11 protein-coding genes and 1 pseudogene are annotated in these 11,110 nt (G+C 43.4%); 11 read left to right on the top strand and 1 reads right to left on the bottom strand.

Annotated elements, in window-relative coordinates; all coding sequences use genetic code 11:
- The 3 genes and pseudogenes from MMG82_RS18345 to MMG82_RS18335 all read left to right on the top strand — a co-directional run.
- Positions 1-2,560, top strand: a pseudogene (locus MMG82_RS18345) (hypothetical protein); the annotation flags it as partial.
- Positions 2,561-2,581: 21 nt separating this feature from the next.
- A complete protein-coding gene (locus MMG82_RS18340; RefSeq protein ID WP_241407253.1) occupies positions 2,582-3,385 on the top strand; it encodes an RHS repeat-associated core domain-containing protein in 804 nt (267 codons plus the stop codon).
- An 11-nt stretch (positions 3,386-3,396) separates the two neighbouring features.
- Positions 3,397-3,780 (top strand): hypothetical protein, encoded by a 384-nt coding sequence (locus tag MMG82_RS18335; RefSeq protein ID WP_241407252.1) that lies wholly within the window; start codon positions 3,397-3,399, stop codon positions 3,778-3,780.
- Positions 3,781-4,033: 253 nt separating this feature from the next.
- Here MMG82_RS18335 and MMG82_RS18330 read toward each other — a convergent pair whose 3' ends face one another.
- Positions 4,034-4,951 carry a hypothetical protein gene (locus tag MMG82_RS18330; protein ID WP_241407251.1) on the bottom strand — a complete coding sequence of 306 codons (918 nt, stop codon included), beginning with the start codon at positions 4,949-4,951 and terminating at the stop codon, positions 4,034-4,036.
- Positions 4,952-5,117: 166 nt separating this feature from the next.
- Between MMG82_RS18330 and MMG82_RS18325 the strand changes: the two genes are divergently transcribed.
- The 8 genes from MMG82_RS18325 (at position 5,118) to MMG82_RS18290 (ending at position 11,062) form a co-directional block, all read left to right on the top strand.
- On the top strand, positions 5,118-5,429 hold the full coding sequence (locus MMG82_RS18325) for a hypothetical protein (protein WP_241407250.1): 312 nt from the start codon (positions 5,118-5,120) through the stop codon (positions 5,427-5,429).
- A gap of 196 nt (positions 5,430-5,625) precedes the next feature.
- Positions 5,626-7,182, top strand: a complete 1,557-nt coding sequence (gene istA, locus MMG82_RS18320) for an IS21 family transposase (protein WP_241407249.1) — start codon at positions 5,626-5,628, stop codon at positions 7,180-7,182.
- Positions 7,169-7,927, top strand: coding sequence for an IS21-like element helper ATPase IstB (istB, locus tag MMG82_RS18315; RefSeq protein WP_241407248.1), 759 nt, complete (start codon positions 7,169-7,171; stop codon positions 7,925-7,927). Before istA ends, istB begins: the two co-directional genes overlap by 14 nt.
- On the top strand, positions 7,917-8,405 hold the full coding sequence (locus MMG82_RS18310) for a hypothetical protein (protein ID WP_241407247.1): 489 nt from the start codon (positions 7,917-7,919) through the stop codon (positions 8,403-8,405). Before istB ends, MMG82_RS18310 begins: the two co-directional genes overlap by 11 nt.
- Positions 8,386-9,360, top strand: a complete 975-nt coding sequence (locus MMG82_RS18305; RefSeq protein ID WP_241407246.1) for a tyrosine-type recombinase/integrase — start codon at positions 8,386-8,388, stop codon at positions 9,358-9,360. The genes MMG82_RS18310 and MMG82_RS18305 overlap by 20 nt, the downstream gene beginning before the upstream one ends.
- A 72-nt stretch (positions 9,361-9,432) precedes the next feature.
- Positions 9,433-9,729 carry a hypothetical protein gene (locus MMG82_RS18300; protein WP_241407245.1) on the top strand — a complete coding sequence of 99 codons (297 nt, stop codon included), beginning with the start codon at positions 9,433-9,435 and terminating at the stop codon, positions 9,727-9,729.
- A 9-nt stretch (positions 9,730-9,738) separates the two neighbouring features.
- Positions 9,739-10,332: a hypothetical protein gene (locus MMG82_RS18295; protein WP_241407244.1), complete on the top strand. Its 594-nt coding sequence runs from the start codon at positions 9,739-9,741 to the stop codon at positions 10,330-10,332.
- Positions 10,333-10,378: 46 nt separating this feature from the next.
- Complete coding sequence (locus MMG82_RS18290) at positions 10,379-11,062, top strand: RHS repeat-associated core domain-containing protein (RefSeq protein WP_241407243.1); 684 nt, start codon at positions 10,379-10,381, stop codon at positions 11,060-11,062.
- Positions 11,063-11,110: the final 48 nt, after the last annotated feature.

Genomic DNA, 11,110 nt, shown 5'->3' with positions numbered 1-11,110 from the left:
TACTGAAGGTACAGATAAATTTACAATAACTTATACAGATTTCAATGAATATAATGTTCCTAGTCGGATAGTGGAAAGTTCTTTTTTAAACACTAAGCACATTAAGCGTGAATATACCTACAATCCCGAATATTGGGTTATGAATTTGTTGAATAAAGAGTACATCTCAAACACTAACTCATTCCCCACCTTATTTAAAGAGTATATATACGATGATAGGATGCTAATTCATCAAGAAAAATTATTTGGGAAACTGTTATTAACAAATATGTACCATCCTGATGGCAATCGGTTGCAAACAACTTATGCCGATTCTGGACGATACGAGAAATTTGAAGACTATTATCGGGGGAAGGCTCGTAAAATCACTCTTCCTTGTGCAACAACTAATGGGTGTAACACTGCGAATGGCAGTACTTCAAACACCATAATAGCTTTACTGGAAGTTAATTCTGATGGCACCACTAAAAGTGTCACAGACTTTAATGGCAATAAAACGTCTTACACCTACAATCCCATCGGTTGGTTGACAAAGATTGACTATGCTGACCCTAAGTGGGCCGACAAAGTTATTAGTTATGCTGTTGTTAGTAGTCTTGGTGATGGAGTTGGTGGCAGTGATGTTGCCGTTGGCAGTTTGCGTCAGACTATTTCGCAAGGGAATTACGAAAAACGGATTTATCATGATGGTTTTTTGAGACCTATTTTGACTCAGGAACGTGATATATCCAACCCATCAACGACCAGATATCAGTCGTTTACATACGACCATGATAATCGTCAAACATTAGCCAGTTTCCTAAGCGCTGATGCAAGTAACCGGATAGGAATGGAAACTGGATATGATGCTTTAGGGCGAGTGATTACCCAGACTCGAACGAGCGATGGTAGTGTCAGTCGTCGTGAATATCTTTCTGGGAATAAAGTTGCCGTGACTGATGGAGAAAACAATACAACGACAACGACATACCTCGCCTACGGCGAACCCTCATTTGATAAACCAACTTTAATTGAGGCGCCAGATACGGATGATGTCGTAATTGATTATAACGTATTTGACCAAGTGACAAGCATTCGACAAGGTAATGTGACTGAAACACGAATTTACGATGCTTATCAACAATTGTGTAAGCAGGTGCGCCCTGAAACAGGGATTTCGGCATTTGGTTACAATGGACAGCGCCAACAGATATGGCGTGCAGAAGGGATTAGCGGCTCAACCACGGCTTGTGATGCAAGTACTGTCCCTGCGACACACAAGGTATTATTGAGTTATGACAACTTAGGGCAATTAAGAACCGAAAACTTTCCTGATACTACGCCCGATAAAACCTATAGCTATGACGGCAATGGCAACCTCACCTCTTTAGTGGCAGGTTCTGTAAACTGGACATATTTGTACAATAGTTTGAATACAATTGAAAAAGAGAACCTTGCACTCGATGGAAAGAATTTTGTTCTGGACTGGGAATATAACAACCTAGGCGGTCTGAACTCTCTTAAATACCCATCTGGCGCAATAGTTGATTTTGCACCTAATGCCCTGGGTCAAGCAACTAAGGCCGGAAGTTATGCTTCAGGAGTAAGTTACCATCCGAACGGACAGATTAAGCAATTCACGTATGGTAATGGGATTGTCAGAAATGTTGCGTTAGACACGACAGGCCGTATCGATGCATTGACAGATATCAAAGCCGGTTCAGTCAAAAATAGTCTCGACCCAAGTTATGACTATAACGACAATTTGGCCCGTCTAATCGATTGGGTAGACCGCAACAATGATGTAGATAATCTCACTTATGACGGAGTCGATAGACTTAAATCTGCTGATGGCAAGTGGGGTACCGGTCTGTATAACTATGATGGTTTGGGCAATGTGCTCAGCCGCAGTCTAAATAACTCAACCATTACCTACAATTACAATTCACTTAACCGCTTAAACAATCTAACGGGTGCCTATGCCTATGGTTACCAATACGATACTCGCGGTAATGTGACCAATAACGGACGCTATAGCCTTGCCTATAACTTAGGCCAACAAATGACCTCGGCTAAAGGGATTAGCTATGTTTATGATGGTCATAATCGAAGAGTTAAACAAACTAAAGCAGATGGTTCTCACTATTCTGTTTACAGCCAGGCAGGTCAGTTGTTGTATCGTGAAGCTGCGAATGGGACAAAAAGTGATAATGTATTCTTAGGGAAGCAATTAATTGCGGAGGTCGATAATGCAGAAAGTCATTATGATAATGCAGAAAGTCATTATATAAAGTTTGAGAGAACTAATCCTCCAGCAGTTTGTAGGCAAGAACCAATACTTGGTTCAAAAAAGACAAAGACAATCTGTACTCAAGATAAAAAAGGATTTAGTTGGACAACTCAAAATGCCAGTTCTTGTTCGGGGGAAGTTCAACGCTTAATTGGAACAAATATATCTGGTACGACCGAAATTTCAGGCACTTCTGGCAGCTTGAATTTGGGGCAGCATTTTACGTTAAATGTAACTATTACATGTCTAACAAATTCAAATCAAACTATAACAGCGACTTATAGCTTGTAGGCCTGTTAGTTAGGAGTAAATATGAAATATAAAAATTTGATATTTTTTTGTTTGGTTTATGTAATCTCTTTTAATCTTATGGCTACCGTTGTGAGATATCAGCACACAGATATGCTAGGTTCTGTGATATCTGAATCTGATGAGGCGGGCAATATTATCAGTCGTAGCCATTATGAACCTTTTGGTAAACGCATAGGTGGAGACAAAGAAGGTGTTGGCTATACTGGGCATGTACATGATAGAGACTTAGGTTTAACGTATATGCAGGCACGATACTATGATCCACTGATAGGTCGCTTCTATGCCAATGATCCTGTCGGATTCAGGGATGTGCATAGTTTTAACCGATATGCCTATGCGAATAATAATCCCTATAAGTATGTTGATCCTGATGGGAAATGGGCAATACCACTTATAGTTGGGATTGAAGAGCTTGGGAAAGCCGTTCTTGTAACCGCTGGAGTTATCGGAACCGGAGCAGGTATAGAGCAGACAATTATCGCGGTGAGTGAAGGGGCAAACGAAACTAAAGATCCTGTTAAAGGTATATTAGAAGGTGCCTCAGAAGGTGAAAAAACTAAAGGTAGAACTGAAAACTTCGACAAACCAGGTGGTATGGGGCAAGCTAATGGTGATTTTGACCAAGCAGTTGATCCTGATAGTGTAAAGACCATAACTGACAACAAAGGTGGGGAAGGAAGAAAAGGTACAGTTAACGATGGAAGTGGTCGAACCATAATTGTTCGACCGAATAGCACAGATGGTAGGCCAACAGTTGAAGTGCAAGATGGGAAAAACAAGACCAAAATCAGGTATGATGAATAAAGAGCTTATTTATGGAAATGAATAAATATTTAACGTGGCAACCAATTCCTGATACCACTGGCAGAGTCATTATTGATGGTGTGGAAGATTTAGATGATGGTTTAGTTTTATATATACATATTAGTAAAACTAAAAAAAAGTTTAAGATTGTTTTTGATCCTTACATTGCATATAGAAATATGGATGAAAGCTATCGTACCCGAACTTTTTCTGAGCATGGAGGATTTTTAAATAGCTTGAATTTGGTAGAGAATTCATCATGGTTGGAGTGGTTACATGTTGAAAGCCAAGGCTACTATCGAGATGAGAAAATAATACATTATTCAATAATAACTGATGCAGATTGTATTGATGTCTTGTCTAAGTTTTCACCACATGTTACTCCGTTAAATTAGCTGTGTTAAGGTGAAATTCAAATCTACTGAATCATATAATAGTGTTGAGTAGTTTTTCGAATAGTGGCCAGTCTTCAGCGGAAGACCGGCCAACTTTTTTCGGAATGGTGGCCAGTCTGTTTCGGAATCGTGGATGCGTTGGGGCGGAATATACATGTGTATATTCCGTCTTTTTTGACCAGTTTTCCGATTTTGTTTGGCCAGTAGTGTTAAAATAATCTGGCCAGCTTTCCGTTAATGATTGGCCACTTGCTTAGTGCCTTATGCTCACTTGTTGATGTTTGGCTAGGTGTTTGTTCATCGTTGCGATGAGCCAATTCAGCCCCAACTTAGTCTCTGGTAGCACCCAATGGGGATCATTGAAGGCCCGCGCTAACTCTTGGTTTATCAGTTGAGTATCCCCTTGTAATTTCCAATACAAAAAGAGCTGTTGGCTTTTAAGACTGCCGACAATACCTAAATCTTCTGCGGCTAGTAAAAAACTCAGCATGGCTTGCGCATAGCGAAAGGTCTGCTCAAACCCTCCTTGCCATAGATCCAAATGGTATTTTGATAAGCGTGAGTCTTCGACAATCACTTGCTCAAAGTACGTCCACAACAACATGGGGATATGGCTGAAATCACAGATAAGCAGATATTGAACGTATTTGTGTACGGCGAATGACAGACTTTGTTGTGCTTGATAATCAACAGTAGCGCTCTTATCCCGGCAAAGAGCGAGAAGGCAGGCAAAGGCATCATGGTTCCATATTCTTAATAGCCCCTGCACGGTATTGTCTCTGATGATCTTCAATGATTTTGGCTGAGAACCACTGGTATTGCGTTTAAAAATCAGTTGTTGAATGGAAAGCGGAAGCGATTGGTAAAAGCGTTGCCAATAGTCTGCATCGAGTGGGCCTTCTGCCAGCGCGACCCACATGGGATGCTCATAAAACACCTGCAAGGCTTTTGCCTGTGATGGGCTCATGTGGTCGTATACCTTTTTCAAGGTTTGCGGTGATGGTGAGTGTGTACCGAGAAGATAACGATCCCATTTACAGGAACGCATGCGTGTGCCGTCATCTTTGCGAGTGATGGTTCCGGGTTCAAATAAACGCTCACACTGGTAGCCTTTGACGTCAATTCCGGCATATGCGCATACCTTCTCCATCAATACCCGAGTACGTAACATCTCAACTCTATTTCTGGGCGGGCGTCCTCGACGTCCCGAATTTTCAATGGTCATTGCAAAAACGCATTAACAGCGCTTAGTAACGCATAATGATGTAATTCTAGCCCAAATGTGAGGATCAAAATGGTTTTAACCTTACTCATGTACATTTTACTAGGTTAGTCCTATGGTTAAAACAGTTGTCACTAACCGTAAGCGCAAAACTCTGATGATCACTGAAACCACATTACCGAATGTCGTCCAGCTTGCTGAAAAACTGGAAGTATCAATGATGGTGCAATATGGGCCTGTCATTGGTGGCAGCAACTTACACAAAGCATTGGGGTATGTGTCATCGGGCGCTTTTCGGCAAGCGGTTTATAAGAAAACGCTCCCTATTGCGGTGTTTAGTATTGAAAATCGGCGCGGTAAGTTTGCGTTGACCAAAGACGTTGCTCTCTGGCTTGCCACGCAGCGTATGCAGTTACAGATAGGATGACGTGATGAATAGGTAATTTTTAGAGGTGTATCAACAACAATCCCGGCAAGGCGGCAACCTAACCGGGATTGCATAGTGATTGTCGTTTGAGACCGACAAATTAACTATGGTTCTGACACTGGCGAAAGTCAAGTTGACCATCGCCAGTGACGGCGTTGTGCACCTCTGTTTTATTAACGCAACCCAGAGGTGAACCATGATAGCCACAATGACATTGCGCAGCATACTTTGGCATCTGTTGTTCTATGCCGAATATTCCAACCGATACATTGCCAAAGTAACCCGAAGCTCTCATTCTACGGTCGGAGCGCTTCGGCATAAATTGGGCTCATTGAGACTGTCATGGCACGATATTGAGTCATTGACAGATCAAAAACTGGCAAAACAATTTTACCCAAAAGTCTGGCATCGAGATTCATCAAAAGTTGAACCGGACTACGCTGAAATTGAGCGACAGCTAGCCCTGCCTCGTAAGCAACGTAAGACACTGGCGGTGTTGTATATTGAGCATCGGATTAAATATGGGCTCCGCGCACATCGAAAGACCATGTTTTATACCCGAGTACGTCAATATATCCGTCACTCAAAAGTGTGCATGAAGCAATACTATATGCCCGGTGAAATTATGTTTATTGATTTCTTGGGCATTAAAGTGCGATATCAGCAACAAGGCAAAATTGTGCTGGTCCCTGTATTTGTTGCATGTTTAGGGCATTCCAAGATGCTGTTCTGCTTCGCCACTCCCGATATGACGTCCAGTAGTTGGATATTGGCGATAGTGGCGGCCTTTGAGTATTTCGGCGGTGTTCCTGAAGTTTTGCAGTTTGATAACGCCAAGGCGATGGTAACGACACCTGGCTTATTGGCGTTACTCCATGACAATGCGCGAGCACTGTCAGAGCATTACGGGTGTATTTGCGATACTTCCCGGGTAGGCACACCGACAGATAATAGCAACGCTGAAAATGGTGCCAAAATTGTCACGCAACAAATCGTGGCACCAATGAACCAAGATTTAACGCTGTTTTCCCTCAAAGAAGTGAATGCTCAGTTGCGTTCAGATATTGAACGGCTTAATCAGCAGCCCCTACAAAAGCGAAATATCAGCCGCCAACAGCTGTTTGCTGAACAGGAGCAACGGGCGTTAAAGCGATTGCCGGTGTTACCGTTTACGCCGTTTGTTGAAAGTAAAATGATACTCGTGCCTGCCACCTACCTTATTCCCTACCAAGGACATGAATACTCGGTGCCCTATCAATTGGTTGGCAAACAAGTCTTGATTCGAGTCACATCGACACACCTCTGGATATACCATGAAAATCAACGAGTGGCTGAACATGAACTAGTAATGGAACCAGGCGGTTTCACTCGACTAGCGGCCCATATGAAACCGTCACATATTGCTGAAGCTAACAAGAACAAAGCGACTTTTATGGCATGGGCATCTGATATTGGTATTGAAGCCCAACAACTGATTGAGCGGCAATACGCTCAAAGCAGCAATCCTAATTCTCGTGTCATTGGTAAGCGTTGCCTTGGTTTGCAAAAGCTGGCGGTTAAATACGGACATGACGACTTTCTCAATGCCTGTCGTTTTGTATTGACCCGCGATAGCAATGACTTTCTCGATCCCGCTGACATTGAGCTAGTTATTCGCGCCAAAGCATTTGAACTCATGCCTACGTCTGTAGAAGTTCTTCATGAGCATGTACGCGGCAGGCACTATTTTGAGGGTGATCATGATGAATGCTAAAACCGTTAAACTTTTGTGCCAACAATTACATCTGCCGGGACTACAGAGTGGCTTTGAGACGCAATCTACATCAGCATCTTACCTTGATATGCCTTTTGATGATCGCTTGGTTGCACTGCTACAGGCACAACTCAATTTTCAGCAGAATAACCGTCAAACAACGCTCAAACGGCAAGCCAAATTACGATTTCCCAGTACTTACTTGGAGCAGATTGAACAGAAGTTTTATCCTGAACTCAAGATGCCAACGTTACGGCAATTGGCGAAGTGTGATTGGATCCGGGCACATCAGCATGTATTACTGATTGGCCCCACTGGGACGGGGAAAACAACCTTAGCGTGCGCGTTTGCAAATGAAGCTATCCAGCAGCAGATCCCTGTGCTTTTCTTCCGCATGGCGAATTTGCTCTTGCAACTGGTGGCGGCACGAAACGAGAACACCTTAAATAAACTAGCCCGGAAAATTGCTCGGGCTCCGTTGTTGGTGCTGGATGACTGGGGCAATGCGTTAATGAGCAGCGAAGAACGTCATTTGTTTTTTGAACTCATTGAAGCGAGAGATCAGCAAGGCTCATTGATGATCACCTCTCAATACCCCGTCACAACCTGGCACGAGACATTTCAGGATGCCACCATTGCCGACTCGGTACTTGACCGGATTGTTCACAAGTCACACCAGTTGACCTTAAATGGCGAGTCCATACGTAAACAGCAGGGATTATCGGGAGGTGAGCATGACCACTAACGCTCAATATCTCGATCAACTGATGGCATCATTAAATAGCGATACTATCTATCTCCAACAAGCATTTGACTATTACCATCAACAATATCTTGGTAATGAGTGCGCTCAACAATTTGTGGCAGATTCAGCACTGATTTCGGCAGAGTTAAAACAACATCCCTCGGCCGGGTTATGCGATCGAACGCTAGGACTGAAATTGCCTAAACGTAAAACCCTTGAAGGTGGCGCTATTCGAGGCAGTTTACAACGCCAAGGATTGTTATTACCAACAGGGGGTGAACGCTTTAGGGGCTGCATCGTATTTCCATTGACCGACGGACAAGGGCAAATTATCTCTGCCATTGGTTATCGATATGCTCAGCGAATTCGTGCTTGGCAACAGGAAATAATCAGTTGGTCAAAACCATCAATTGATGATTATTTCTGTAGTGGGTTATCACTGGTTGATGAGTTGATCTATGGAAAAGCCCTGCACTAAGCGAATATGGCGCTGCGTCCATTACTATCTGGCGCTTTGTCAGGCAAAGGGACAAGCGCCGGATACACTGCGAGGAAAACGCTCTGGTCTGAAGAAATTTTATCTGTGGTGCTTACCCCAACAAGTCTACACCATTGAACAGATCACTTTAGATTTGCTGGATAACTACATGGAGTACCTGAACCACTACCGTAAACCTCTGGACCATCAGCCACTAGGGCAGCAGCAAAAACGTAACCTAGTGACCTACATTAAAACCTTTGTGCAGTACATGTATAGCAAGGGGCTCCTGAGCGCAAATACGTTGGCTGGCATTGAGCTTCCGCACTCGGGGAGAGCATTACCTAAAGCGCTATTTAGCGTGGCCGAGATAGAGAAAATTCTGGCACAATCATTACTGTTTGGCGTTCATGGCCTTAGAGACCGAGCCATATTGGAGGTCTTTTTTGCCACCGGGATACGCCGCAGTGAATTGATGATGCTAGATATCGACGATATCGATTTTACCGCGAAACTCTTGAGAGTTAACCACGGCAAAGGACAAAAGGAACGTATTGTTCCTATCAGTGAGCGAGCGTGTGAATGGCTGGTATTTTACCTGAGTAAGCTGCGCCCTATGATCAGTTTTATTGGTTCAGGTGGGGCATTGTTTCTTGCCAATAATGGCACTCGCTTACGGGCTAATCAGTTGTCAGAGATGGCGGGAAGATATGTCAGGTTGTCGGGGATCAAAAGGGCGGGTGCTTGCCATTTATTTCGACATGCCACAGCGACCACCATGCTCGACAACGGCGCAGAGTTGCGCCATGTGCAAGAAATGTTAGGCCATGCAAGCATACTGACAACACAAATATACACTCATGTTTCCCGAGCCAAATTGACCGAAGTGTATGTCTCGACACATCCTTCGGCCTTAAGTGAGCAACGATTGTTCGGGGAGCGAAAGAGCGATTAACACTGGATGCGAGTTGAGGGTGTTTAGTAATTATTGAAATGTACGATAAACAGCGTACAATAAAGGAGTGGTATGGGTTTTAAAGATGCAAAGCGACAACTGCTGGAATGTCTTGCCTCTGGCAATATTCTTCACGAACAGCGAAACGACATTGATATCAAGAACCTGCTGGCTACCGGACAAATTTCGGTAGGGGATGTGAGCGATATCATCGGTCGGGTCAGAGGCAATTGCTATGAGTCTAGTCCTCATCATGTAGTCAGTGATATCGAGGTTCACATAGTAAAAACCGTGCATCAAGGCGTTCACTGGTACATTAAATGGTACTTTGTTGAGCCCAATAGTGTGTTTATTAGCGTGCATAACTAAGGTGACAGCATGAAGATTTTTAAAGTAGGTGATACACAAAAAGCGGTCTGTGAATCGTGTCGTTCGATCCAGGATGCGGTTTTTGCACTTCGTGATGTGCCCTTTAGTGATGGCAGTGGCTTAGTGAAAAATGTGCTGGTTGGTGTGTGCAGCCAATGTGATGCAGTCATCTTAATGCCACAGCAATCGGCACCAGCGGTTAAAAAGCAATTGGATACCCGTAAGAAAGCGGTAGAAACACGTGTACCTGCCCACATGGTCGATATTTTAAATCTGGCCAGTAGTACATTAGGTGCCAGTATCGATTTCACACCAGCCCTAATAAAATTCTACATCCATTCATTATCTTCCGATATGGCCTCGGCGCGTCATCTTGCCCAGTATCTGGAGAGCGATTTAGCGCAGGGAAGAGCCCAAAAGCGTATTTCGTTGAAAGGTGATCAGGTCTCTATTGATTTGCAAAACATCAAGGTCAACTCAGCCCTCCAGAGTACGACCGATGTAATGAAAGCTGTTGTATTGAAAATAAATGAAGATGTTCTGGTACACCCAAAAGCGCAGGTGATTAACCAATTAAAGAGTGTGGCAGCCGCATTTGCCTGAGCATGAGCAACAAGTAATCGCAGGAAGTTATTAATGATTACTTTATATGCAGGCACGATATTATGACCCACTTATAGGCCGTTTTTACATTAATGATCCTGTGGATGTAATGGAGCATATTGATCGCGGAAGTCCCATACATGCCTACAACAGATACACTTACGCTAATAATAATCCCTATAAATATGTGGATCCTGATGGCGAATTTGGTGTCCAAATTGGTGCAGGAATTATCGGATTTGCGATAGGTGCAATTTCAGAAGCTATTACAAATGATAATGCTAATTTTGGTTCAGTGATGATGGCTGGCAGTGTAGGTGCTGCTGTCGGTGTGGCGACAACATTTGGAGGAGGTTTTTTCGGTACGATGGCGGTTGGAGCGGGTGCTAATGGAGTTGGTGAGGTAGCAAATCAGACTATAAAGGGGGAGTTTAGTCCTGGTAAAGTGGTAGGTGCTGCTGCTGTTGGAGCTGTGGGTGGTGCAATAGCTAAAGGGGCTGCGAACATGGCTGTTGCTAGTAGAAATTTACCAAATAATACAGCAACTCAAGCTTCTCATAATATGACTGGCTCATCTTCACAGCGAGTATTAGCAGATTCAAAAACGTTGAGTTCAACGCCTTCGAATAGGGCTGTCGCTGAAGTTAAGTTAGGGGGGGCATATGGAGCTGGATATGCTGCTGAGGCAGCTCATCAGCAAAAATCTTGTAATGACACATCGTGTAGATAATATATTGAAATGAAAATACAAATTACTGCTGCAAAGTCAGAAAAAAGC

Origin of the sequence: Shewanella sp. MM_2022_3, from assembly GCF_022557375.1 — a bacterium.
GTDB lineage: Bacteria > Pseudomonadota > Gammaproteobacteria > Enterobacterales > Shewanellaceae > Shewanella > Shewanella xiamenensis.
This window is presented reverse-complemented; position numbering and strand designations above follow the sequence as displayed.

Bases quoted from the DNA above. Each gene is read 5' to 3' on its own strand.
- MMG82_RS18340 (WP_241407253.1), top strand. From the start codon at position 2,582: ATGAAATATAAAAATTTGATATTTTTTTGTTTGGTTTATGTAATCTCT.
- MMG82_RS18335 (WP_241407252.1), top strand. From the start codon at position 3,397: ATGGAAATGAATAAATATTTAACGTGGCAACCAATTCCTGATACCACT.
- MMG82_RS18330 (WP_241407251.1), bottom strand. From the start codon at position 4,951: ATGTTACGTACTCGGGTATTGATGGAGAAGGTATGCGCATATGCCGGA.
- MMG82_RS18325 (WP_241407250.1), top strand. From the start codon at position 5,118: ATGGTTAAAACAGTTGTCACTAACCGTAAGCGCAAAACTCTGATGATC.
- istA (WP_241407249.1), top strand. From the start codon at position 5,626: ATGATAGCCACAATGACATTGCGCAGCATACTTTGGCATCTGTTGTTC.
- istB (WP_241407248.1), top strand. From the start codon at position 7,169: ATGATGAATGCTAAAACCGTTAAACTTTTGTGCCAACAATTACATCTG.
- MMG82_RS18310 (WP_241407247.1), top strand. From the start codon at position 7,917: ATGACCACTAACGCTCAATATCTCGATCAACTGATGGCATCATTAAAT.
- MMG82_RS18305 (WP_241407246.1), top strand. From the start codon at position 8,386: ATGGAAAAGCCCTGCACTAAGCGAATATGGCGCTGCGTCCATTACTAT.
- MMG82_RS18300 (WP_241407245.1), top strand. From the start codon at position 9,433: ATGGGTTTTAAAGATGCAAAGCGACAACTGCTGGAATGTCTTGCCTCT.
- MMG82_RS18295 (WP_241407244.1), top strand. From the start codon at position 9,739: ATGAAGATTTTTAAAGTAGGTGATACACAAAAAGCGGTCTGTGAATCG.
- MMG82_RS18290 (WP_241407243.1), top strand. From the start codon at position 10,379: ATGCAGGCACGATATTATGACCCACTTATAGGCCGTTTTTACATTAAT.